A 24,747-nucleotide genomic window follows, 5' to 3' on the forward strand; every position below is an offset into this window, starting at 1 on the left:
CACGATTGCATCCGCCATGACGATGAAGATCGCATGCGCCTGCCATGCCACCGGTTGCCGGGGCAATTGGCTCTGCAGGCATGCGCACCCCAGATCTCGAGTGAACCAACTCTATCGTCGGTTGAGTCCATTTCAACACATATAGGCTAACGATACTAAAGTAACGTGACATCGCTCATGGCGGGACGCGTGCCTGATTGGGATCGAGATGCGCGGTTCAGCGTCTATCGGATCTGGCGATCTCAGCTGTTCCGGAAAGAAGGCAAAGAGGCCCGTGGAGAACGGACCTCTCAGGGTTCTCGGGGTGGGAAGAGGAACCAAGCCTCGGGGTCGGCTGCTAACAGGTAGCGATACAATATCGCTAATTTTCACGACACTAATATGTCTGGCGCCTGCCGGCTGCGAAATAAAAGAAGTGCCACTTTTTGTGATTCCTGTGGCTATGTTTTGACACAAAACTGCCTTGCTCTTTCCGTATCGCCGGTTCGATGCGTATTCAGATTTATATCATCGCGCTGCTGCTCAGCGCCATCATGTGGTCGATCTCGTTCGATGCGGCGCGAGAATCCTATCATGCCGCGCAAAGCGCAGGATTGATGCCGAACCTGCACCTCAACAAGAAGCTGGATCGCATTCTGTAGACTGCGATGCAGCGTCCAGGTCATCAACACGTTTTCTGATGTTGCGTTGTTGGCCTGCAGGCCAGCAGAGATATTTCCTTGTGCGTCCCGAGCCCTTCCGGACAGAAAGTCAAATTTCGTAAAATTTGACCGATCCGCTTAAAAGCCCTGAAAATACTGATGTGTAGAGTGCCTCATGAAAGCGACCGAGGCGTGGACAGACGCATCGATCGTTCGGAGCCGGGCAAACCGAAAGCCCGCCGATCCGCAAACGGGGACTTCGACATGCACAGAACTCTTGCCGCCATCGCCTTGACTCTGACCATCGCCGCCGCTTCCGAGCCGGCCTTCGCCATCGGTCCAGCCAGCCTTGCCCGCGACCTAATGTACACCTCCGCCATCGGCCATTCACCCGAAGTTCCGTTGACGACACGCGCCGGTTTCGTGCGCCCTGGCGTTCCTTTCGTCCTGCGCAGCCCCGCGACCGTCGAGGGCGAGGGCTCCCGGCTCAAGACCTATTCGCAGAGCCTCACCGTTGTCGTCGGTTACGTGTTTTCGACGGCGGTCGAGGCCGTGCAGGCAGTTGCGTTTCTTCGCTGACACTTAGCCAGAACTTAGGCCGATCCGACCTACGATCGTCCGCACCTAGAGCAATTTCAGCAAAAGTGCGCAGCGGTTGCGTGAAAACAGAGAGCTCTAGGTGTCGAGCTCACCGCGCACGTCGAGATACCAGTCGACGAAGGCCTTGACGCCGACCTCCAAGGTCGTATCGGGCTTGTAGCCCGTCAGTGCGACGAGCAGATCGGGGGCGGCGAAGGTACGCGGCACATCACCCTTTTGCATCGCCAGCATCTTGCGGATGGCAGGACGGCCGAGCGCCTTTTCTACCGTTTCGACGAAATCCATCAGGCTGACCGGCTGGCCTCCGCCAATATTGACGACGCGAAAGGGCGCCTGGCGCGAAAGCGTTTCGACAGCCGCGTCGTCGAGACGGTTTTCCTCGCTCGGGCCGATTGCCGACAGTCTGACGATCGCTTCAATAAGATCGTCGATATAGGTGAAGTCACGGCTCATCTTGCCTTCGCCGTAGATCTCGATCGGTTGGCCTTCAAGCATGTTCTTGGTGAATTTGAACAGCGCCATGTCGGGCCGGCCCCACGGACCATACACGGTGAAGAAACGAAATGCCGTAGTTGGAATCTTGTGAAGATGGGCATAGCTATGCGCCATCAGCTCCATCGATTTCTTGGTCGCAGCATAGATGGTCAGCGGCTCGTCGGCGCGATCGGTCTCGCGAAAGGGGACGGTCGCATTGGCGCCATAGATCGATGATGTCGAGGCCAGCATCAGATGGCGGATTTCGACGCGCCGCGCGATTTCCATGATGTTCCACGAGCCTTCGACGTTCGAACGAAGATAGGCCTCTGGATTTTCCAGGCTGTAGCGCACGCCGGCCTGTGCGGCGAGGTGGATCAGAATGTCGGGCTTGGCTTCCAGAACGGCCGCTTCCAGTGCTGGGCGGTCCTCGAGCATCGCGATGACGGGTTTGAAGGTCGGAAACTGGGAGAGTGCCGCATGGCGCATCTCCTTGAGCTTGACGTTGTAATAGGGAGTGAGGCCATCGAAGCCTGTGACGTCATGCCCTTCTTGCAGCAGGCGCCTGGCCAGATGAAAACCGATAAAGCCGGCAGTCCCTGTAATGAAGTAGCGCATTCCCACCTTTTCTCGGCTCCCTGCCGGCGGCAAAGAGCCGATTCCGTATCAAGTGACCCCACTTACAAGATAAAAAGAGGCCGAGTCGATAGGTCTTTGAAAGAGAAGGTCACAGCGCTGTCTCTACTGTCGGCGGCCTGTCCGCCGCTGCCTTGCCGGATGAGGGCGAGACCATCGATATCGTCTGCCGATCAGCCGCGGCTCTCGGCCGCTATGCTGCATTGCAACATGATTGCTTGCATGTTATGGCCGGCCGGTCGTCTGCAAGCAGGTCAGGATCGATGAGAGATATAATTTATTGGATTCTCTGCGCGTTTCTGACCGTTGCCATCGCGATCGTGTCGTTACGCTATGTCACGAACTTCTGGCTTCTGTCCTTCGTCTACAGCTTTCAGGTTCACCTCGGCGTCGTGTTCGTCGCCGCGAGTCTCGTCGTTCTGGGCATCAAAAGGCAGATTTACGGCTTTATCCTTCTGCTTGCCTCGCTTTTTCTCGCCGCTCACGGCGTCATCATGCTGGGCGAGTTCTCGCAGGACGACAGAGCGATGAAAAAGCCGCCGCTTTTTCGTCTGATGTCGTTCAACATCGCGATCGATAACTGGAAAAACTCGACTGAAATCACCGACATGGTGATCGCGTCGAATGCCGATGTCGTCAATCTGCTCGAAGCCAAGCCGCTGACGTTCCACCTGCAGCAATTGTTCAAGGCCTATCCCTACCATATCGGCTGCGATGCCGGGAAGGATACATGCGATACGCTGGTGCTCTCCAAACGCCCGTTCGTCAGCCGGCAGGTCGCAAGTATGGGCAGTCTGCGAAAAAACAGGCTTGTTATAGCAAGCGTCGACTTCGGCGGCGAGACTATCAATCTGGTCTCAGCGCACCTGACCAAACCATATTTCGACGATTTCCAGATGGCTGAATTGGACGATCTCGGCAAAGCGCTTGGCTCGATCGACGGCCCTCTGGTGCTGTCAGGTGATTTCAATTCCTCGGCGATCGCCCCGAGCATCCAAGCTTTCCTGCGTGAGCAGAAGCTGAAAACGATCACGCCAGAACCGGCAACATGGCCGATCGGCGCCGGCGCGCTCGGGATCGCCATCGACCACATATTTGCGCGCGCGCCGCTTCATCTGACATCGCTGAAACGTCTCAAGGATAATCTCGGCTCGAACCATTCTGGCCTGGTCGCCGACTTCGTTCTCGACAAGGACGGCGAAACCTCACCGGCAAAATGACTTTGCCTGGGCAAGGAAATCTTGCCGAGGCTACAAATCAGAATCTGGTTCGGCCGCCTTTTTTGTCGATCATTTGAAACGTCTTGCCGTCGGTCTTCACGTTGACGCAATCGGTCTTCTTGCTCGGGAACAGGACGCACACTTGGCCATTGGTTATCTTGTAGCCATTCTTATTGCCGTCGCGATATTCGTAGCCGTTCTTGCCTTCTTTCAATTCGGACGTACCGGGCAGGTGCTGGCGAATTTCCGACTCGCTTGCGGTTCGCATGATTGCCGTTTCGGCAAACGCCATTCCCGCCACCATGATTGCAAGAAATCCGGCGAGGACGGGCAAGGTACGCATCAAGGGGATATCTCCGGTCATGTCTGTCGGTACATCCATTCTACGAGAACCCCAAGAGGAAATTCAACAGTGAGGATGGTTGCGCCGGAAAAGGCCCGACCATCGCTCCGGCTGCGATTTTACGTTCTTCCAAACTCATCGACGATGCGGATGATGTCGTCCTCGCCGAGATAGGAGCCCGTCTGAACCTCGATGAGCTCGAGAAGAATCTTGCCGGGGTTGGCGAGGCGGTGGACTTCGCCGAGCGGAATATAGACGCTTTCGTTCTCGCGCAGCATCCGCACGGTCTCGCCGACCGTCACCTCAGCCGTTCCCTTGACGACGACCCAGTGTTCGGAGCGATGGTGGTGTTTTTGCAGCGACAGCTTCTTGCCCGGCGTGACGAAGATGCGCTTCACCTGGAAACGATCGCCGTTGAAGATGGAGGTATAGCCGCCCCAGGGGCGATAGGATGTCGGATGGGTTTCGGCGAATTTCGCCGTGGCGGACCTAGAGGCCAGCATCTTGACCAATTGGCCGACATTCTGGCTGTCTTTGAGCGGTCCGACATAGACGGCGTCTTCGCTGGCGATGACGGCGACATCATCCATGCCCTGGACGGCAAGATGCACGCCATGGGTCATGACGAGCGAGTTGCGGGTATTGACGACGGTGGTGTTTGCGGCGGCGACGTTGCCGTTTTCGTCGCGTGCGCCTGATTTCCAGACGGCATCCCAGCTACCCATGTCCGACCATTTGAACGGCGAGGGGACGATTGCGGCCTTGGACGTCTTTTCCATGATCGCATAGTCGATGGAGATATCGGGGCTCTTGGCGAAATGGTCGGCGTCGAGGCGGGTGAAATCGAGGTCGCGGCTTGCTTTCGAAACGGCCTTGCTGGCCGCCTTCAGCACATCGGGCGCATATTCCTGCAGTTCGGCGATGAGTTCCGGCACCGGGAACATGAAGATGCCTGAGTTCCAGTAGAAGCCGCCGTCGGCGAGCATCTGCTCGGCCTTCTCAAATGCCGGCTTTTCGACAAACCGCTTGACCTTGTGTGCACCGTTTTCGAGGGCATCGCCGATCTCGATATAGCCATAACCCGTCGCCGGCTCCGTCGGGGTGATGCCGAAGGTTACGAGCTTGCCATCGGCAGCGGCATCGCGGGCGATGCGGATGCAATCGAAATAGCTCTTGTCGGCAAGGATCTCGTGATCCGAGGCGAGCATCTGGATGATGGTGTGCTTGCCGAACAGGTCGGCGGCAAGCGTTGCGGCCGCGGCCACCGCTGCGGCTGTGTTGCGGGCGACTGGTTCGAGCAGGATCGCTGCGAGCGGGATGGCGCGCTCGCGAGCTTGTTCGGCGACCAGGAAGCGGAATTCCTCATTGGTGACGACGATCGGGGCTTCATAGAGTTCGGGATCGGAAACGCGTTCGAGAGTTTCCTGAAACAACGTCTTGTCGCCGACAAATTGGATGAATTGTTTCGGTGCGGTGGCACGGGAAAGCGGCCAGAGCCGCGTGCCTTTGCCGCCGGCCATAATCACGGGAATGATTTTCTGCGTCATAGGCGGGTTCCTTGAAATAAACGGCTTGTTCGTCGCATGTTGCCGGGCGCCTGCCCAGTCTCTTATTCGATTGAGCCCGGCATTCAGCAGGTCCCGGGCTGCAGCTTCGCTGCCGGCCTCCGTGTAGCAGCGCATTTCCGGCGCATTGCCCGACGGGCGGAAATGAATGATCCCGCCATCCCTTAGCGTCACGCGAAGTCCGTCGATGTCGGATTTTGTCGCTACCTCGCCGATCGGCTGCAGGAAAGCCGAGAGATTTTCTTCCGAAGCGCGCAGATGCGCCATCAGCGCGGCACTCGTCTCCAGCGGAAAATTCTCCAGGCGATCGGCCGCGGCAAAGGGCAGGTGATAGGACGCGGCAACGGCAGAAAGCGGCTGCCTGCGAATGGCAGCGAGCGAGAGGATCGCGAGCATCGGGATAAAGCAATCGCGCGTCGGCAGGGCTCGCACGGCTCTGTCGTTGATGTCGAATGGGGTTGCAGTCAGCAGCCCGCCATTGGCTTCAAAGCCCATGACATGATCTTCGCCGGCCGCTACGGCCTCTTCCATGCCAGCGATGACGAAGGGCGAGCCGACGCGGGTGCGCCTGACGGCGAAAGAGCCCGCGGCCTCGATGCCCGAATTGGAGGTAACCGGTGTCACCACCGTGCCGGCGCCGAGGAAATTGGCTGCCACAAGACCGAGTAGGTCACCGCGCAGCGGTGTGCCGGTTTCGTCTGCGACCAGCGGGCGGTCGCCGTCGCCATCAGTCGAGACGATCGCATCGAACCTGTGCTCGGACACCCAGCGCTTCATCAGCGTGATCGTCTCGTCGGAAACGGCTTCGGTGTCGACGGGAATGAAGCTCTCCGAACGTCCGAGAGCGGTGATCTCGGCGCCGTAATGGGCGAGAACGTCAACCAGCAGGTCGCGGGCGACGGTGCTGTGCTGGTAGACGCCGATCTTCAGGCCGGACAGCGCGCCTTGCGGAAGCAGGGCGGCATTGCGTTCGAAAAAGAGCTGCCGGCAAGCGGCCTCGTGGTCTTCCGTCACGGCCGGTGCTTGTACCACCGTTTCGCCGTTTCGTTCGATCTCGGCAGCCAATGCGGTAATCGCCGCCTCGTCCGATTTGTCGATCTCGCCATCCGGCCGATAGAACTTGATGCCGTTGCGGTCCGCCGGAATATGCGAGCCCGTGATCATCAGGCAGCCGGCGTTTCTTTCAAGGCCATAGAGGGCGAGTGCGGGTGTGGGTACATTGCCGCAGTCGAATATCCGGAAGCCGAGCGCAGCGAGTGCATCGGCGCAATTTCCCGAGATTTCAGGGCTAGAATCGCGAAAATCGAGGCCGATCAGAATGGCATCGCCAGCTTTGGCCCTGCCAGTTCCGATCAGATATTTGCCGAACGCTGTGGCATAAAGGGCGGAGGCATGTCCCTTTAGATCCACTGAAAGTCCGCGAAGGCCGCTCGTGCCGAATTTCATAGGAAGACATGACTCCGATTTCACAATCAAGGTTCTACTCAGGCCGCCTGCCGGCGTAAATACCGAAGCTATCATATAGTTAAACACGGACGACGGTGCCTCGGACAGCCTCTCGCAATCCTCGCTCACCGAATTCTCAAGGTGTGAACCTATCGCCGAGCCGGCAGGCATTGCAGCGTAGATCGATTTTGTTAGAACCGTGTGTCCGTTGTTTCGTCCTATGCGAAGGATTTTCCTAGATGAGCGATACATCCGTCAGTCTCGAGGAGAGCTGGAAGGCTGCGCTGGAGGGGGAGTTTTCAAGCCCCTACATGCAACAGCTCAAATCCTTCCTCATCGCGCAGAAGCAGGTCGGCAAGCGGATATTCCCCAAGGGCAGCGAATATTTCCGCGCTCTTGATCTGACGCCAATCTCCAACGTCAAGGCCGTCATCCTCGGCCAGGATCCCTATCATGGACTCGGGCAAGCCCATGGGCTGTGCTTCAGTGTCCGGCCGGGCGTGCGCATACCGCCCTCCCTCGTCAATATCTACAAGGAAATGGAGACGGATCTCGGCATAGCACCGGCACGTCACGGTTTTCTCGAACATTGGGCAAGACAGGGCGTGCTTCTGCTGAACAGCGTGCTGACCGTCGAGGAAGGGCAGGCGGCTGCCCATCAGGGCAAGGGGTGGGAACGCTTCACCGACGCCGTCATCCGCAAGGTCAACGATGAATGCGAATCCGTCGTCTTCATGCTCTGGGGCTCCTATGCTCAGCGCAAGGCCGCCTTCGTCGATACGAAGCGCCATCTTGTGCTCAGGGCGCCGCATCCCTCGCCGCTTTCGGCCCATAACGGCTTTTTCGGCTGCGGGCATTTTTCGAAGGCGAATGCCTTCCTGCAATCGCGCGGGCGCGCGCCGATCGACTGGCAATTGCCGGCCAATCCCCATGATGCTTAAAGCGCGTCGCAATCGTTCAGATACGCTCCTCGCGCTTTAGCTCTTTGTTTTTACGCATGTCGTTATCGCATAAACCGCTGCACAGTTTTGCGCGACATGCTTGAGATGTGAACGCGAGTCGGTGTTCGTTCACTAAAAGAAGACAATGCGTTTTGGTCTGCGGGTCTGTTCTGTGGGCGCTTCAGCGCGCATCTTAGCCTCATCGAAAGCCCGCAACGGCGGGCATGAAAGGGGTTTCATATGCTCGATCAGATCAAGGGTCTGCACCACGTCACGTCAATGGCGGAGGACGCCCGCACCAACAACCAGTTTTTCACCAATGCGCTCGGCCTGCGCCGCGTCAAGAAGACTGTGAACTTCGACGCGCCTGATGTCTATCACCTCTATTATGGTGACGAGACCGGTGCCCCCGGCACGGTCATGACCTATTTCCCGTTCCCGAAGATGGCGCAGGGCCGCCCCGGTACCGGCGAAGTCGGCACGACGGTGTTTTCCGTTCCACAGGGCTCGATCGGCTTCTGGAGCGATCGGTTTGCCACGCTTGGTGTCGGCGGCCTGAAGGCCGAGGAAAGTTTCGGCGAAAAGCGGCTGGACTTCTCCGGGCCCGATGGCGACGGCTTTGCGCTCGTCGAGGTCAAGGATGACGCCCGTCAGGCCTGGACACATGGCGGCATCAGCGAGGACCATGCCATTCGCGGCTTCCACTCCGTCGCCATGCGGCTGAGGGACGAGGGCGCCACGGCCGAACTCCTGAAGTTCATGGGCTATGAAGTTGCCGAGGAAAGGGACGGCGTCAAGCGGCTGATCATGCCCTCCGGCAATGGGGCGCATCGCATCGATCTCGAGACCATGCCGAACATTGCCCGCGCGCTTCCCGGCGCCGGCTCGGTCCACCATGTCGCCTTTGCCGTCGAAAACCGCGAGAAGCAGCTCGAAGTGCGCAAGGCGCTGATGGACACCGGCTATCAGGTCACGCCGGTGATCGACCGCGATTATTTCTGGGCGATCTATTTCCGCACGCCGGGCGGCGTGCTGTTCGAGGTCGCGACCAATGAGCCCGGCTTCGACCGTGACGAGGATACGGCCCATCTCGGCGAAGCACTGAAATTGCCGCAGCAGCACGCCCATCTTCGCGCGCTGCTCGAGCAGCACCTGCAGCCGCTCGAAGCATAGGGAGAGGCGATATGACCGAAACTGGATATGTGCACCGGCTGCATGCCGGCGCACCTGATAAACCCATCCTGCTGCTGCTGCACGGCACCGGTGGCGACGAGAACCAGTTTTTCGACTTCGGTCGGCGCCTGCTGCCCGAAGCGACGATTCTCTCGCCGCGCGGCGACGTTTCTGAACATGGCGCGGCGCGGTTCTTCCGCCGCACCGGGGAGGGGGTCTACGACATGGCGGACCTTTCCCGGGCGACGGAGAAGATGGCGGCCTACGTTAAGGCATTCGCGGACGAGTACCAGGCTTCCGATATTCTCGGCCTGGGTTTTTCGAATGGCGCAAACATTCTTGCCAATGTGCTGATCGAGAAGGGTATCTTCGATGCCGCGGTTCTGATGCACCCGCTCATTCCGTTTCAACCCGAAGCCCAGTCGACGCTGGCGGGAAGAAAGGTGCTGATGACGGCCGGGCAGCGAGACCCGATCGCGCCTGTTTCCATGACCGAGGCGCTGTCCGAACATCTGAAACACCGAGGGGCGGAGGTCAGAACGGTCTGGCATCCCGGCGGTCACGAGATTGCGCCGCTCGAGATCGATGCGGTTCGCGATTTCCTCGGCGGTTATTGACGCGTGCACCGCCGCTCGGCGGGAAAACGATTGCGGGACCGGGAATGCCGGTCCCGCATCTTTGCTGGAACAAGGATCCTATCGTCGTGATCGATAGGACATTAGGGGCGAGGAGGATATTTGCCCCTGATTGCCTTCATGTAGAAATTTCCCGGTGATTCCGCCATCGTCAACCCGACGACGACGCCCTTGGGAACGCCTTCATATTCTCGCCTCTGACCATTGGTCAGATAGACCCGTAGATGCCGGCTGTCTTCGTCGTAGGTGATCGCCTCGATAAGTTTCGAATCAACCGCAGTTTCCACTTTGCACCCCGCAGTTTTGGATCTGAGATTCCTGATCAAGAAATGTCATTCACACTCGCAACGCGCCATCATTATGCTGCGCCGCGGGGGCGTCAAGCATGATCTTCTTTAACGTTTATTTTTTCCTGATGGCTCTCGTTATAGTTGATTTTTACAGCTTTTTCGGACGCCTTGCCTGTGGATATTCGATGCCTGCGCCTCCTCCATTTGGGGAATATTGGCCGATAAAGTCGCGAGAAACGCAATAATCGCCGGTTTAACGCCGGATTAACCATCATATAGCAAATTATAGCGTAATATTAACCGCAGCACTCCCAAGTATGAATGATTACAAATGGCCGTTTCTCGCGACAGTCGGCTTACTTTCGTTGGCGAGTTGCGTGAGCGGCCCTGCCCACCTGGTCGTTCGGGCCACCCTGCCGATTTTCAATGGCGGACGGCTGCGCGCGAATGTGGAGATTACTAGATCCGATTCGAAGATGCAGTATCTCGCGTGGCAGCAAAGCGTTCTGACCGCCATCGAAGAGGTCGAGAAGGCATTGTCGTCCGTTCACCGCGACACACAAACCGTTCAGGCGCAGCGCGCTCAGGTGAAGACCACGCAGGAGACTCTTGCGCTTTCAATCGGGAGCTACAAGGATGGACAATCATCCTTGCTTGATGTGCTGGATGCGCAGCGTTCGGTGGCGACCGGCCAGGCGAACGTGGCGCAAGCGGCGCAGCAAATGGCGAAGAACTATGTCGCCACCAATGTGGTGGTTCCGGTTACAACTTCGGTGGGGCCGCGATCAGGCCAACTTCTTATGGAATACTGAGCCTCATGCCGTTGCAGCGATGGATAAGAGATGGATTATTTCAGACAACCCACCATTCGGTCGGGTCTCATAAATGGGTTACATGTTTAACTATCTAGGGCCGTGGCGACAACAGATACCGATACTGGCTGGCAACCGCAAAGGACGCGCTCGGTTGACGTTTGCCGAAGGCGAATTCGCTGCGGTCTACGCGATGAGCGATGTTCACGGATGTTATAATGAGCTCGTCAAGGCGCAACGCCGCATCGAGGAGGACGCCGCGCGCATTCCGGGACCGAAACTCATCGTCATGCTCGGCGATTATGTCGATCGCGGGCCTGATTCGAGCGCGGTGCTGGAGTTCCTGAGCAAGACCCCGCCGCCGGGATTTCAACGTTTCGTCCTGTGCGGCAATCACGACGCGGAGCTGGTGAAGCTCTATCGCAAACCGGCGCGCATTCTCGAATGGCTCGGCTTTGCCGGACCGGAGACGCTGCACTCATACGGTATCGATATCGAGCATCTGCTGCAGTCGGCGGCTGGAAACGAAACAATTGCCCGCGTCATTCGCAACATGATACCCGAACGACATATCCAATTCCTGGAATCGCTGCCGATCATGCTGCGGATAGGAAGGGTCCTCTTTGTTCATGCGGGCATCAAGCCGGGCATCGACCTCAAAAAGCAGAAAGACAGCGACCTCATGTGGATCCGTCAGCCCTTCCTGGATGAAGGACCGCAGCTTCCTGTCCTCGTGATCCACGGGCATACTCCGGCGCGAACCCCGACATTCGGGCCGCAACGGATCGGTATCGACACTGCGGTTTCGGCGACGGGCCGGCTGACCGTGCTGACGATAAAGGGAACACGGGTCGGGATCCTCTAGCGACCTGCTTCCCAAAAATCGGAATCGATTTTCGGGGAGCAGGATGCGAGGATTGAAAGAGTTAGTGCGTCCTTTGCGCGTCTGAAAGACGACGGTGCTGTAAAACCAAACGCCGCGGATTGTGTTCCGCGGCGTCAGGAAGATCAGCTCTTCAGCAGGCTATTTCAGGTGTTGGTCACATCCTGATAGAGATTGGTGCCGATGCCAGTATAGGTAAACCCGTACTTCCGGACCTCGTCGCTGCGGTAGATATTGCGCAGATCGACCAGGATCGGAGCGCGCATCGACTGCTTCAGGCGGTTGAAATCGAGCGCGCGGAACTGGTTCCATTCGGTGACGATGACAAGCGCATCCGCACCAGCCGCCGCTTCGTAGGGTCCGCTCGCATATTCGATGTTCTCGATCACCTTGCGGGCGTTTTCCATGCCCTCGGGATCGTAGCCGACCACTTGCGCGCCGTTGTCCTGCAGGGTCTGGATGACTGCGATGGCCGGGCTGTCGCGCATGTCATCGGTGTTCGGCTTGAAGGTCAGCCCAAGGATCGCGATCTTCTTGCCGCGAATGTCTCCGCCGACGGCCGAAATGACTTTGCGTCCCATCGCCCGCTTGCGGTTGTCATTGATCGAGATGGTCGTCTCGATGAGACGCATCGGCGCATCGTAATCCTGCGCCGTCTTGGCAAGAGCAAGCGTATCTTTGGGGAAGCACGAACCGCCGTAACCCGGCCCGGCATGCAGGAACTTGGAGCCGATACGGCCATCGAGACCGATCCCGCGCGAAACGTCCTGGACGTTTGCGTCGACCCGTTCGCACAGATCGGCGATCTCGTTGATGAAGGTGATCTTCATCGCGAGAAACGCATTGGCCGCATATTTGATCAGTTCCGAGGTGCGGCGGGTGGTGAAGACCAGGGGTGCCTGGTTGAGGTAAAGCGGGCGATAGACCTCGGTCATGGTTTCGCGTGCCCGGTCGTCGTTCAGCCCGACGACGATACGGTCAGGACGCTTGAAATCCTCGATGGCGGCGCCTTCGCGGAGGAATTCTGGATTGGAAACGACGGCGACATCCGCCGTGGGATTGGTTTCGCGCATGATACGCTCGACTTCGTCTCCTGTGCCGACCGGTACCGTCGACTTGGTGACGATAACAGTGAAGCCTTCCACATAGGTGGCAATCTCGCGCGCAGCGGCGTAGACATAGGAGAGATCCGCATGGCCGTCGCCGCGCCTGGAGGGCGTGCCGACTGCGATGAACACGACGTCAGCGCTGCGGACACTTTCGCCGACATCCGTCGAAAATGACAGCCGGCCGGTGCTGGTGTTTTCAGCGACCAATTGCTCCAGACCCGGCTCGTAGATCGGAATGCGGCCTTCGCGAAGGGCTTCGATCTTACTCAGATCCTTGTCGACGCAGATGACGTCGTGGCCGAAATCCGCAAAGCAAACGCCTGAAACGAGGCCGACATAACCTGATCCAATCATCGTGATGCGCATATTTCCCTCAAATCATTAGAGTAGAACGTCATGCTGCGTCGCAGCATGACGATCGTCATAGTTAATCTGGACGAAAAGACAATACCGAAGATCGCCTGAAACCCACATCGAAAATCGAACTCCGGGCACCGCAGCTTGCCGCGCGCTGCCCCGTCGATAGCCAAAACATAGGTTTGTGTGGGCGATATGACAAGTCGAGCGGCTCGTCAGAGCAGGCTCGACTTCAATCCGGAAACAGGATCAATCAGTCTATGTCGCTGCCTCGGCCGTTATAGCCGGTACCAGACGTAGGGGTCTGTCCCCGATTGAATCTTGTCCCAGCGCAGATCGGTATCGCGCCAGTTCTTGATGCTGCTTTTCCTGTTGTCGAGGACGAGATCGCCCTTGTCGGTTCTGACGACGAGGACCGCATGTCCTTCACCGGAGGGCGTATATGCCGTCGCGATCCGCAACGCGCGCGACGACCAGCCCATCGCGATCAGCCGGCTGCGTTTGGTTAATGCGAAATCTTCGCAGTCGCCGCTGCGCACATTCACCTTCCAGACGTCGCCGTTCAGTTCGCTGCTGGAGTCGTTGCGCCCGATCATCGTCCGATTGACCGTGCTGTTCACATTTTTCAGCTGCAGCATCTGCTCGTCGGTGAGCGCAACGACCGAGAGCCCATTGTTGTCACGGCATTCGGCCGGGTTCTGGGCGCAGAACAATACCTGGGCGAAGGGTGGGATGATCTTGCCTTTTTCGGAGATATAGCTGACCGCCGAACTACCGGTCAGACCGCGGGCAAAACCTGCGGGACCGGCGGCAAACGCCGAGCACGCATTGCCGGCTGTAAGGGCCAGCGCCAGAAGTGTAACGAATGTTTTCTTCATCTCTTAAATCCCCGTCAGGACAACCGATTGAGATCAGGCTTGCCTTTTTTCTCGGTCAATGGCATGGCGATCTGATGATCTGCCAAGTATTGGGCGCAGAATATCTGTCCCGTTTCTGCTGCTTGGAAGGAGCATAGCCGGGCCTTGTCTCGATTGGCTTAAACCTTTCGCGACAATTTTAAACGATGTGGAATTCTGTTACACTTTAGCACGCAAGTGCTTGATGTTCAACTTATGTTAGTACGAGTAAATTAATCTCTTTGGTTGCAATGGCTTTGGTCGCCGTCTACTCTGGTAAACGAATTCACATGTTCTCCAACCTCATCAATAAGCGGGTCTTGCGAGAGGTTTTGCTTTTTGCCTTCATCGGCCTCGTTATATTGACGCTCATACCGTTCGGGAGCGTTACACCCTTTCCCTTCGCCTTCGCCGCGATCGGGATGTTTGCCCTCGCCATCATTTCGGGACTGCTGTTCGGAGAGCCGAGACAAAGCAGATGGGTTTTCAGTATCGCTTTGTTTCTACTCGTCGTCCTGGCGGGCTGGGCGTTCATCCAAACCATCGAACCGCCCGCCAATTGGTTGGCGAATCCCGCCTGGAATGCCGCGCGTGACCTGGCAGGTGCCCAGTCCGCGGCGATCTCGGTCGAACCGGCCGACACGCTCGCGTCGATCCTCTGGGTCGCCCTGCCTTTCGTCACATTTCTGACCGGGCTTCTCTTATGCGATACCGATCAGCGCGCGCGGAAAGTGCTCACCGGGCTCGGGCTTACCGCGGGCATCATCGCTGTTTTCGGCCTGCTGCAGTTTTTGCTGTTTCCCAACATCCTGATCGTCGTGGAGAAACGCGCCTACCTCGACAGCCTGACCGCGGTCTTCGTCAACCGCAATACCGCCGCGACCTTCCTCGGGCTTGGAACGCTGCTGATGCTGACCCTGGTCAGGGACATTACCCGAGCCTATTCGAACTATCCGCCCGGCGAGCCGGGCCGAAACGCGCTTCTCTTGAGATCGTGGATCTATATCCTGCTCTTGTGCGCATGCTTCACCGCGCTGATGCTGAGCCGCTCGCGCGCCGGGATCTTTGCGACCTTTGTTGCCGCTCTCATCTATTTTCCATGGCTTGTCATCAATTGGAACGGCTCGAGACGTCAGCTGAGACCGGCGCCAAGATGGCGTTCGATGCTGAAGCTCCTCTCGGCGATTGGGTTCGTCGTAGTGTTACTGACGGTGTTTGCAGGCCAGGCGATTTTGCGCGCGCAAGAGCGGCGGCTCGAGGATGATGATCGGTTCTGCATTCTGCCTGGCATATGGCGTGCCATTTCGGATCACTGGTGGACGGGGACGGGGCTCGGAACCTTCCGGACGGTGTTTTCCGCCTACCGCGATCCGGCTTGCGGAATTTTCGGGGTCTTCGACCGCGCGCATAATTTCTATCTTGAAGGATTTCTGGGCCTCGGAATATTGTTCCCGATTACGGCGGTCCTTACCTTCTCGGTGCTTGCCAGGGTGTTCTGGCGCGGGCTCGCCCAAAGACGGCGTCTGAGGCACTATGTTCTTCTTGGCCTGGCGGCGACGGTTTTGGTCGCCCTTCATGCGGCGGTCGACTTTTCGCTGCAGATACCGGGTTTTGCGGTGTTTTACTCCGCCTTCCTCAGTGCGGTTGTCGCGATAAGCCTCGGGCGCAGCAACGGAGAGGCGGACATGGCATATGAGGGGCCGTTAACCACTTAAAGTTTAAATGGATGGATTTTAATAAGATTTTCGGAAAAGATCGATTGTGCAGGTGCGAACGGTTGACTCTGAAACCCAAGAAATTTTATAGCGGGTGCAGCCTTCGGATTGTTGCGACGCCAGAAAAGTCGGACCGAAGTCGGTTTTCGCTTCCTAAAGGGCTCGGCGTTGCCAGCCTGCCACAGTTAGGGGAATGTTAATCGGCTTTCAGTGTTATTGATCGGGGATCGCCTTGTATTTTGTCAGATTGCGGAGCAGTAGCGTCAGGGGCGTCAACACAGGGTATTCTATGGGTTGTTCTCGTATCGGTAGTACACGCGTCGCCATTGTTGTAGCGCTAACGACTATATTGGCAAGCTGCACATCGTTGCCAAGATCCGGCCCCGATCACAAAGATGTTGATCGGGATGCAGCAGTGAAAGTGACAACGAAGGAGCGTCGGGTCGGTATCGACTACGCCCTGATTGATCTCAGCAAGAACGTCCTGTCGTATTTTTCCGCTCCCCAGCCGACCTCCTTCAAGGGGTTTGGCGGTGGTCGAGGCGGGGCGCCTGAAATTCCGCTCGGTTACGGTGACGTCGTTGAGGTCGCCATCTTCGAAGCTCAGTCCGGCGGTCTTTTCATTCCGTCCGATGCCGGTAGTCGACCGGGTAATTACATCTCTTTGCCGAGCCAGACTATCGATAGAAACGGGACGATCACAATTCCCTATGCAGGTCGGGTTCCGGCTGCCGGTCGCCTCAAGGAGACTGTGGAGCAGGACGTCGAAGATCGCCTGGCGAGCCGCGCGATCGAGCCGCAGGTGGTTATTACGACGACGACGAGCCGCTCCAGTCAGGTTGCCGTGCTCGGTGATGTCAACAATCCCCAGCGCATCGAGATCAGCCCGGCCGGTGAGCGTGTTCTCGATGTCATTTCCGCCGCGGGCGGTTTGACGACCAACAATATCGAGACGAATGTGACGCTGCAGCGTCGCGGCAAGACGGCAACTGTCGCCTACACGACGCTGTTGAAGAACCCGGCCGAAAATATCTATGTCGCACCGGATGATACGATCTCGATCGATCATGAGCGCCGTACCTATCTTATGCTCGGCGCCGCAGGCACGAGTGGCCGCTTCGATTTCGAAGAATCCGACCTGACCCTTGGAGAGGCAATCGCCAAGGCGGGCGGCCTGCGCGACGACCGCGCTGATCCGGCTCAGGTCCTGCTCTACCGCCTTGTCCCCAAGAAAACGGTTGCAGCGATGCACGTGGACGCGACGAGGTTTACGGGTGAAACGGTTCCGGTGATCATCCGCGCCAATCTTCGCGATCCGGCAACCTTGTTTGCTGTTCAGCAATTCAAGATGGAAGACAAGGATATTATCTATATTTCCAATTCGGACTCTGTTGAATTGGTCAAGTTCCTTGACATCGTAAACTCGGTATCGTCCACTGTTTCCGGCGTGACCGACGATGCGAATGATACCCGTAACGCGGTCCAGGATCTTGGAAATTGATTGAAATAGGCGGGCTGTCATCGATCGCGAACGATCAATGACGGCGGCCTATATAGCGGATTTGATGAAGGACGATGGTTATGGCAAGGTCTGGTGTTTATCGTAAGCTTGCGTATAGCGGAATTGTCGTCGCGATGTTTGCCGGCATGAATTCAAGCGCTTTTGCGGCAGCTTGCTTGGGTCCGGCAAGTCTGGCTTCCGGCGATATTAGTGGATTTTCAGCTAATCCCGCCGTTCTGCTCGACATGTCCGATCCGTTGGTTTTGTCATCGCGTGTTCGCGCGCTGGTCGGGAGTAGCAATGACGCGCTGTCGCTGGTGATCGAGCAGGCCAAGAAGGCTAGCGCCGCACAGATGGCGGCTATCGGCTCCGGTCTGGCGCGGGCCGCAAACAGCTGTCAGGTGCCGGATCCGCAGTTCAAGCTGGCGATCGAAAAAGCCGTTGCCGACGCCGCGATTGCCGATCCCAATCTCGCGCCGCTGCTTGCCGCCTTTGCGAAGGTTCTCGCCGAAGGCGGAACCGCAGCTCTTGGTCCGGGTGGAAGTGCTGCAGCAGCCGCATCCGGTATCGGCAATGATGGGTCGATTGGCCAGACGGGGCCTGGGGCAGACGACGGTACGCCGTTTGACGGCAGCGCGACGACCGCCGGTACGCTGAAGGTTTCAAATGCCGGCGCAGATAGTTCAACGACCACGACTACGATCGTCAGCACAGGAGCGGGAGGGCAGTCGTCCACCGATCCGACGCAGTCGACGAGTCAGAGTGTCCCGGTCATACAATAGCTGGAATTGCCCGTAGATCTTAGCACTTGACGCCTTTGTTGGAGATCGAAATTGCTATCGCCAGATAAACTTACGCCACGTATCGACCCCTCCCGCGATACGGGAAACGAAGCTGACTTCATCGATTTCGACAAGCTCATCGCAATCGCCCGCCGACAGTGGCGGATGGTTGCGGCGTGCGGTTTCGCCTTCGCCATTCTGGGCATTGTGTATGTCCTGACCTCGGTGCCTGTCTACACCGCCGACACAAGCGTGTTGATCGACCGCAGCGATAGCCAGGTGATCAACCAGCTGGCGGCTTTCGGCCAGATGGACGATGACGAAGGTACTGTCCTCAGTCAGGTCGAGCTTTTGAAGTCCGACACCATCGCCTATGCCGTCGTCGACAAGCTGAAACTCGTCGACAATCCCGAGTTCATGGGACCGAAAAGCTCGCTTTTTTCTGTCTCAACGTTGAAATCCTTCATGAATTTTCGGTCGTGGTTTGCCGATGACGTAGCCGTCGCACCTGATCCGGAAATGAGGCGGCGAGGCGCGGCGGAGACCGTCGCAGGCAATATCGACGTCGAACGCGTTGGCAAATCCTATGTTCTCGATGTCAGCTATACCTCGCAGTCACCGGATCTAGCGCGTGATATCGCGGCTGCCATCGCCGACGTCTATCTGGTCGACAAGCTCAATTCGAAATACGAGGCTACACGCCGGGCCGGCGAGTGGCTACAGGAGCGTATCGAAGAGCTCCGGCAGCAGGCGCTGGACACTGACCTGGCCGTGCAAAAATTCCGCAGCGAGCATGGACTTGTCGAGGCTGGATCCGGTACGCTGATTAGCGATCAGCAGCTTTCCGAGATCAATACCCAATTGATCAATGCGCAGGCCGAGACGGCGAAGGCCGAGGCAAAATATGCGCGCGTCAAGTCGATCATCGACGCCAAGCAGACCGATGCGATCGTCACGGATGTGCTCGATAGCTCCATTTCGAACGACCTGCGCAAGAAGTATCTGGAGGCTTCCAAGCTCGAAACTGAAATTGAGGCGCGGCTCGGTCCCGATCACGTCCAGGCGGTTCGGCTTCGTGCGGAAATGGAAGAATATAAAAGGCTCATGTTCGATGAGTTGAACCGCATCGCCGAGAGCTATCAAAGCGAGCTGCAGGTCGCGAAATCTCGGGAAAATTCTTTGCGCGACAGTGTCACACAGGCGACGGGCGTTGCTGCAACGGCTGGTGAAACGCAGGTGCAGCTTCGCGAACTCGAGCGCACGCGCGATACCTATAAGAATCTCTATCAGAGCTTCTTGACGCGCTATCAGGAAGCAATTCAACAGCAGAGCTTTCCGATTACGGCTGCGCGCATCATCACGACGGCGGAGACGCCAACGAAGCCGAGCGCTCCGAAGAGAGCTCTGGTCGTTGCTTTCGCGATGTTCCTGGGATGTGCATTCGGAAGTGGTATAGCGGCCTTCCGCGAATTCCGGGATCGGTTCTTCCGCACCGGCGATGATGTCCGGGACGTGCTTGATGTCGAGTCTCTCGGTGTCATGCCACTGATTGAAAATAACGTCGACGATCCGACGCTCGTTGATCCCAGCAATCCGCGAAGCATCGCCAGGGGCGGAAAGACCACGACCTATGTCGAGGAGCATCCGCTCTCGGCATTTGCCGAGACGCTTCGAAGCGCCAAGATTGCCATCGACCTCAGTGCTGCCGATCAGCGCTGCAAGGTCATCGGCGTCGTGTCGAGCTTGCCCGGCGAGGGGAAGTCGACGACATCCATCAATTTTGCCAAGCTTCTGGCAATGCAGGGTGCGCGTTGCCTGCTTATCGACGGTGACATGCGCAATCCCGGTGCCACCCGGGCGATTGGCCGCCATGCCGAGGCCGGCTTGCTCGAGGCGATTGTCGACAGCCGTCCGCTCAAGGATCTGATCCTTCTCGATCCCAAAACAAAGCTCGCATTTTTGCCGACGGTGGCACGGTATCGTGTTCCGCATTCGTCGGAGCTGCTTGCGTCACGCGGCATGGATCAGCTTCTCCAAACGGCGCGTCAAAGCTTCGATTATATTATCGTCGACCTGCCCCCCTTGGCGCCGGTTGTGGATGCACGCGCCATCAATTCGAAGCTCGATGCGGTGGTTTTCGTTATCGAGTGGGGAAAGACATCGCGCAAGGTCGTGCAGTCGACCCTGCTGTCCGAGCCGGAACTCTATGCGAAATGCGTCGGTACTATATTGACCAAGGTCGACCCATCGCAGATGAAACTTTACCGGACATTCGGTTCGAGCGAGTATTATTATAAGCGCTATTCGCGATACTATACCGAAAGCTGATGTTCCGCGGTCAGTTCGTTTCGGTTACAAGGATCGCTTTCGTTATCGTCACCGTTGTCTTTGTGGTGCTGGCCGGTCGAGAGCTGTACGCTTCGATAAGAACGGCCAGCATCTCGATCGTCGCCGAAAGAATCGAGCGTGGAGAGACCGTCGCGGACGATGTCGTGACCAAATATGCGTCGCGTAGTGTCGACGCCGTTGACGGTCATTATTGCCGATCCGACATTGTGGCTGCTGGCGTAACCCTCGTTCTGGCGCAACTCGATCGGCAGAATGTCAACGTCAACTACGACGCCTGGGCGGCTGCGGCGTCGAGTGCGCGCCAGTATCTACGGTATGCGCTTTCGTGTATGCCGACGAACAGTAATTTTTGGCTTCGTCTTGCGGCCGTGCAGTCGACAATTGCGGAAGAACCGGTCGCGATTGCGGGGATGATGAAGCGTTCGGTCGTGCTCGCGCCTTACGACCAGGTGATGATCCTGACGCGATTTTACTTCTGGAATGATTTCACCGATGCAACACTTGCCGCGGCAAAGAGCGCGCTTGACAGCGATCTCACGACGATGCTGAAACTGGGCGATCGTTGCAGGGTCAATGCCACGATAAGACAGATCAGTCCGCAGCTTCGTCCGATCTTCGATCGAACCTGGGCGAGCGTTGGAGACGCTGCGACGGCGCGGTTCCGACAGCGTTGCAGCAAGTAAATCAACGAAGCAGGCGTTTGGAGACAGTTCCAAGCTCAAACGGCACCGGACTGCATATAATTCGTGCGTTCCGGGGTGGTCGTTCCGAATATTGCAAAAAGCTCGAAGCGGTGTAAATGGTTGCCGACCGTTGAGCACCTACCGCTCATTCTCGTGACGCGGCTCAACTTATATAAAGCAACGCCCGTCCTCCGCGCGACGGGCGTTGCTTTTTAGTTGGTTATTGAATGATCAGACGTCTGCGTCCGCGCCAGTGATGTTGAGTGTCAGAACGCCGACGTCGGTGTGGCCTTGGCCGTCGGAGATCTTGTAGTACTGGACCGTTTCCGTCACGTGATCGCCCGGAGCGATATCTGCTGCCAGATCMTAGGTGAATGTTCCATCCGCCTTAACATGGAACGTGCCATAGGTGCCGGCGACGTCGGTCGTTACGCTCGGATTGCCATCTACGGCCTTGCCGTCGAACTGACGGAGGAAAAGCTTACCATTGTCGCCGGGAATATCGTTGTCCAGGGCGTTCCCACCGATGGCGTCGCCTTCGGTGAAGCTGTAGTGGTCGTCGACCGCGATCGGCTTTACCTGGGTTACGCCCTGGATGTTCAGGGTGAACAGGCCGAAATCGGTATGACCGCTGCCGTCTGAGATCTTGTACGAGACCTTCTCCTGGAGCAATTCACCATTGGTGAAGCCGATCTTGGCAGCGTCGCTCAAGACATAGGTGTAGCTGCCATCGGGCTTGACGAAGAAGGTGCCGTAGTCGCCCTGGATCTCTGTGATTTGGCTGTTGCCGCTCTTGGCGCCAACGCTCGCGCCGTCGAAGGCGCGCAGGAACAGGTGTCCGTTATCGGATGAATCGTTGGAAAGCAGATTTCCTGAAATGGCGTCGGTTTCCAGGAATGTTGCACTATCGTCGGTTGCGTGAACAGCCATCGGTTCTCTCCTTGAATAGTTCTTTGATAGGTCAATTCTGACCTTTAGCGAGCTGCCCGATTAAGGATATCTTAATACAGAGAGTCAAGGGCGTAATTAACAGCAAGTGAACATTTTCTGCTGTATTGTACAATAATGACACACCTGCAACTCGCATAAGATAATGAAACGCCTGGGGTTTGTTGCATTAATAATACGTGAAATTGTCAAATGAGAGATATGAATTCATATTTCTTCAGGAGGGAAGAATGTTTATTCAGCGGCAATTTATAAGAATACGTTGAGGTTCTGATGTGCAGATGAGATGTTTGATGTAATCACTACGGGCTATGGCGTGATATCGCTGTTTTGTTTGGTTGCCCGCTCTATCTCATGCTTTTCGGCGAAGTAACTGATGTTGTTCTCTTGTAACATGTGTTTATCAAGTAATGTCTCTTTCGAGGTGTAATTTTTACAAATTAAGATGCGTGTTCTAGGACATAATCTTATTGCCGCTGCCGATATCAGGTAACTTGTTCATAATTGTGCAGTGCAACTTTTTTTGCAATGCGAAATATCTGAGAAATGAAAGATATTTTGCAGCGAAGGTAAGAATTATCGCGAGATAGAACGCATTTTAGTGTTCCATTTTAGGAGGCAGAGAGAGGTCCGCGGGTAAAAGGTTTTCCAGTATCTTTGGGAGATCATGGCGTGACCGTCTACTATGTAAATTCGGCAACGGGATCCAATCAGAATAGTGGAGTGAGCGAGCAGGCGGCTTTCGCGACGCTTTCCGCTGTCGAGGCGCTCAAGCTCAATCCGGGCGATAGCGTGCTCCTGGCTGCCGGAAGCGTGTTCAACGAACAGTTCGATTTGAAATACTCCGGCAGCGTTGCCGCTCCGATCACGATCGGCCGTTACGGTGTTGGCGATGCGCCGGTCATTCACAGCAGCAATGACGGCATCCACGGTTCCAAGGCTTCGAACATCGTCATCGAGAACATCAAGATCGCCGATACCGGCGCCAACGCGATATATGCAGGGAATGTGTCGAACTGGACGGTTCGCAACGTCGAGGTGACAAATACAGGCCTTGCTGGAAAGCCCGGCTCGATCAGCTTCCAAAGCAGCCAGAACATTACGATTGAGAACAGCAAGCTGACCGGGGTGCATGCCGATGGCATCTGGATGGACAAGGTCAACGGTGTCACCCTCGTGAACAATACCGTCACCAACAGCCAGGGTGCAGCGGCAGACGCTATCCAGCTCAATGATAGCAGCAATATTCTGGTCAAGGACAATCATCTGGAGCAGACGGAGACCAATAGCGCCAAGGGTGTCCTCGTATTGGTCAGGGCTGTAAACGCCGTGGTCGATGGCAACACGCTCATCGGCGGTGGCTTTGGGTTGAGTGCCCAGGCGGGCACGAATATCGCCATCCACGACAACGACATCTCGGGATACGGGGGCTATATCTGGTCCTACGGTATCGGCCTTGGAGATCAGGGCGATGCGAAGAACTACGACATCAGCGGAAACTATGTGCATGGTGGCGTTTATGGCGTGCTGGTTAGCGCAGCGGGCTATCCAAACTACGTTCGTGAGAACATCGATATCCATGACAATGTCTTTGACGACCTGTCCTCGTCAGCGCTGAAGGTTGACAGGTCCGCATCGGGTTCTTTTCATGACAATATCATCGACAGCCTGGTATCGACGCTGACGATGCCGCTCGCAATTGCTGCTCAGAACACGTTCTCCATCGGCGAGAACAAGACGCTCGAACAAGCGCAGGCCGAGCTTGACGGCGCCGCTGGCAGCACGAACAGCAATACGTCATCCAACATTGAGCAGACGCCTACCGTGCCAGTCGTCGAGCAGCATGTGGAAGTACCAGCGCAGCCGCAAACAATTACCCCGGCACCCGCAACGGAAACGCATACCGCGCCGCTGGTTGCGACGCCAAGAATCGTCGCGGTTCATGACAACCTGAAAATCTCGACCGACACCGGCAGCGCCTATCACGGCAATCTTCTCGCAAACGACAATGCCTCCAACGGGACCGTGCTGCTCCGCCGCTTCGGTGACAGTGCTGTGGACAAGCATGGGCTGACGCTGACCGGGAAATACGGCGTCATCCATGTCGACAGCGATGGCGACTATACCTATACGGTCGATGCGGCAAAACTCGCCGGCATTAGCGGAAACGTCAGCGAATCCTTCCAGTACAAGATCTCCGACGGTGCTTCACACATCGATACGGACTCGTTGAGCGTCTCCATCAACGTGGATGCATTTCATGGCTCACATCTGCTGGTCTGAGTCAGACGGGACGGGTCGGCGGGGCCGCCTTGCCAGCCGTTTTATCTCGACATTAAAGCTCGATGATGAGTGCTCGCCGGCGGTCGAGTCGGGGAATGGTCGCTGACTTAATATTTCAGCCGTTCATCTTCAGAGTAAAATATGGACTGAATATATAGTTAATGCCCGAGTAAACATCGTGTTTAAGCACGCGGCACGGCTATCCCTTTGGCCCGTTATTGGGCGGTTTGCGATTTTCACTTGCTTGGGCCGGTATATTTAGCGTAGCGTCAAGTTAGAACCCCTGAAATCGCGCGCGCTATAAATTGGAATTTCTTGGCCATTTTTCGGTGGGATTCATATAATAGATGTGAGCTTGCAAGCGGAAGATCGGCACCGGTGCCGACAAGCCAGATGCGGCTGTGTTATTGATCGGGCTTGATGGACCCGTAGCTGCAGTGCGCTGGCATGTATGCCTGTGGGTTA

20 protein-coding genes and 2 pseudogenes are annotated in these 24,747 nt (G+C 56.9%); 14 read left to right on the top strand and 8 right to left on the bottom strand.

What is annotated here, in order from left to right:
• Window positions 1-488 precede the first annotated feature (488 nt).
• Both AC1D2N_RS00880 and AC1D2N_RS00885 read left to right on the top strand, forming a co-directional pair.
• On the top strand, window positions 489-641 hold the full coding sequence (locus AC1D2N_RS00880; protein WP_018243232.1) for a hypothetical protein: 153 nt from the start codon (window positions 489-491) through the stop codon (window positions 639-641).
• 192 nt (window positions 642-833) lie between these two features.
• On the top strand, window positions 834-1,220 hold the full coding sequence (locus AC1D2N_RS00885; RefSeq protein ID WP_130717576.1) for a hypothetical protein: 387 nt from the start codon (window positions 834-836) through the stop codon (window positions 1,218-1,220).
• 96 nt (window positions 1,221-1,316) lie between these two features.
• Here the strand turns inward: AC1D2N_RS00885 and AC1D2N_RS00890 are convergent, their stop codons facing one another.
• Window positions 1,317-2,333 (bottom strand): NAD-dependent epimerase/dehydratase family protein, encoded by a 1,017-nt coding sequence (locus AC1D2N_RS00890; RefSeq protein ID WP_113542522.1) that lies wholly within the window; start codon window positions 2,331-2,333, stop codon window positions 1,317-1,319.
• Window positions 2,334-2,614: 281 nt separating this feature from the next.
• Between AC1D2N_RS00890 and AC1D2N_RS00895 the strand changes: the two genes are divergently transcribed.
• Window positions 2,615-3,571: an endonuclease/exonuclease/phosphatase family protein gene (locus AC1D2N_RS00895; protein WP_130717574.1), complete on the top strand. Its 957-nt coding sequence runs from the start codon at window positions 2,615-2,617 to the stop codon at window positions 3,569-3,571.
• 37 nt (window positions 3,572-3,608) lie between these two features.
• On the opposite strand, the gene AC1D2N_RS00900 is transcribed toward AC1D2N_RS00895, so the two are convergent.
• The 3 genes and pseudogenes from AC1D2N_RS00900 to AC1D2N_RS00910 form a co-directional block, all read right to left on the bottom strand.
• On the bottom strand, window positions 3,609-3,914 hold the full coding sequence (locus AC1D2N_RS00900) for a hypothetical protein (protein ID WP_028733312.1): 306 nt from the start codon (window positions 3,912-3,914) through the stop codon (window positions 3,609-3,611).
• 119 nt (window positions 3,915-4,033) lie between these two features.
• Entirely contained in the window at window positions 4,034-5,461 is a 1,428-nt protein-coding gene (locus AC1D2N_RS00905; RefSeq protein WP_028733429.1) for a mannose-1-phosphate guanylyltransferase/mannose-6-phosphate isomerase, read from the bottom strand.
• Window positions 5,462-5,503: 42 nt separating this feature from the next.
• A pseudogene (locus AC1D2N_RS00910) lies at window positions 5,504-6,925 on the bottom strand (phosphomannomutase); the annotation flags it as partial.
• Between the two features lie 239 nt (window positions 6,926-7,164).
• On the opposite strand from AC1D2N_RS00910, the gene ung reads away from it, so the two are divergent.
• From ung to AC1D2N_RS00925, 3 genes are all read left to right on the top strand, one after another.
• Window positions 7,165-7,866 carry a uracil-DNA glycosylase gene (gene ung / locus AC1D2N_RS00915; protein WP_130729378.1) on the top strand — a complete coding sequence of 234 codons (702 nt, stop codon included), beginning with the start codon at window positions 7,165-7,167 and terminating at the stop codon, window positions 7,864-7,866.
• A 240-nt stretch (window positions 7,867-8,106) separates the two neighbouring features.
• Complete coding sequence (locus AC1D2N_RS00920) at window positions 8,107-9,039, top strand: VOC family protein (RefSeq protein WP_130729377.1); 933 nt, start codon at window positions 8,107-8,109, stop codon at window positions 9,037-9,039.
• Between the two features lie 11 nt (window positions 9,040-9,050).
• A complete protein-coding gene (locus AC1D2N_RS00925; protein WP_130729376.1) occupies window positions 9,051-9,656 on the top strand; it encodes an alpha/beta hydrolase in 606 nt (201 codons plus the stop codon).
• Window positions 9,657-9,757: 101 nt separating this feature from the next.
• Here AC1D2N_RS00925 and AC1D2N_RS00930 read toward each other — a convergent pair whose 3' ends face one another.
• Window positions 9,758-10,000 carry a KTSC domain-containing protein gene (locus AC1D2N_RS00930; RefSeq protein ID WP_012758625.1) on the bottom strand — a complete coding sequence of 81 codons (243 nt, stop codon included), beginning with the start codon at window positions 9,998-10,000 and terminating at the stop codon, window positions 9,758-9,760.
• A 377-nt stretch (window positions 10,001-10,377) separates the two neighbouring features.
• On the opposite strand from AC1D2N_RS00930, the pseudogene AC1D2N_RS00935 reads away from it, so the two are divergent.
• Both AC1D2N_RS00935 and AC1D2N_RS00940 read left to right on the top strand, forming a co-directional pair.
• A pseudogene (locus AC1D2N_RS00935) lies at window positions 10,378-10,776 on the top strand (TolC family protein); the annotation flags it as partial.
• A 73-nt stretch (window positions 10,777-10,849) separates the two neighbouring features.
• Complete coding sequence (locus AC1D2N_RS00940; RefSeq protein ID WP_018243224.1) at window positions 10,850-11,641, top strand: metallophosphoesterase family protein; 792 nt, start codon at window positions 10,850-10,852, stop codon at window positions 11,639-11,641.
• A 164-nt stretch (window positions 11,642-11,805) separates the two neighbouring features.
• Here AC1D2N_RS00940 and AC1D2N_RS00945 read toward each other — a convergent pair whose 3' ends face one another.
• The gene (locus tag AC1D2N_RS00945; protein ID WP_018243223.1) at window positions 11,806-13,134 is read right to left on the bottom strand and encodes a UDP-glucose dehydrogenase family protein; all 1,329 of its coding nucleotides are present in this window, start codon (window positions 13,132-13,134) and stop codon (window positions 11,806-11,808) included.
• A gap of 269 nt (window positions 13,135-13,403) precedes the next feature.
• Window positions 13,404-14,003, bottom strand: coding sequence for a transglutaminase-like cysteine peptidase (locus AC1D2N_RS00950; RefSeq protein ID WP_130729375.1), 600 nt, complete (start codon window positions 14,001-14,003; stop codon window positions 13,404-13,406).
• A 308-nt stretch (window positions 14,004-14,311) separates the two neighbouring features.
• Here AC1D2N_RS00950 and AC1D2N_RS00955 point away from each other — a divergent pair, with 308 nt between their 5' ends.
• From AC1D2N_RS00955 to AC1D2N_RS00975, 5 genes are all read left to right on the top strand, one after another.
• Window positions 14,312-15,736, top strand: coding sequence for an O-antigen ligase family protein (locus tag AC1D2N_RS00955; protein WP_130729374.1), 1,425 nt, complete (start codon window positions 14,312-14,314; stop codon window positions 15,734-15,736).
• Between the two features lie 289 nt (window positions 15,737-16,025).
• Window positions 16,026-17,237, top strand: coding sequence for a polysaccharide biosynthesis/export family protein (locus AC1D2N_RS00960; RefSeq protein ID WP_105007099.1), 1,212 nt, complete (start codon window positions 16,026-16,028; stop codon window positions 17,235-17,237).
• Window positions 17,238-17,311: 74 nt separating this feature from the next.
• A complete protein-coding gene (locus AC1D2N_RS00965; protein WP_105007098.1) occupies window positions 17,312-18,019 on the top strand; it encodes a sugar transporter in 708 nt (235 codons plus the stop codon).
• 51 nt (window positions 18,020-18,070) lie between these two features.
• Window positions 18,071-20,347: a polysaccharide biosynthesis tyrosine autokinase gene (locus AC1D2N_RS00970; RefSeq protein ID WP_130729372.1), complete on the top strand. Its 2,277-nt coding sequence runs from the start codon at window positions 18,071-18,073 to the stop codon at window positions 20,345-20,347.
• Complete coding sequence (locus AC1D2N_RS00975; protein ID WP_130729371.1) at window positions 20,347-21,051, top strand: hypothetical protein; 705 nt, start codon at window positions 20,347-20,349, stop codon at window positions 21,049-21,051. The genes AC1D2N_RS00970 and AC1D2N_RS00975 overlap by 1 nt, the downstream gene beginning before the upstream one ends.
• 231 nt (window positions 21,052-21,282) lie before the next feature.
• On the opposite strand, the gene rapA2 is transcribed toward AC1D2N_RS00975, so the two are convergent.
• Entirely contained in the window at window positions 21,283-21,981 is a 699-nt protein-coding gene (rapA2, locus tag AC1D2N_RS00980; protein ID WP_477980588.1) for a calcium-binding lectin RapA2, read from the bottom strand.
• A 690-nt stretch (window positions 21,982-22,671) separates the two neighbouring features.
• Here rapA2 and AC1D2N_RS00985 point away from each other — a divergent pair.
• Window positions 22,672-24,282: a right-handed parallel beta-helix repeat-containing protein gene (locus AC1D2N_RS00985; RefSeq protein ID WP_130729369.1), complete on the top strand. Its 1,611-nt coding sequence runs from the start codon at window positions 22,672-22,674 to the stop codon at window positions 24,280-24,282.
• Window positions 24,283-24,747 lie beyond the last annotated feature (465 nt).

The sequence above is a fragment of the Rhizobium sp. P1_B8 genome, assembly GCF_056406515.1.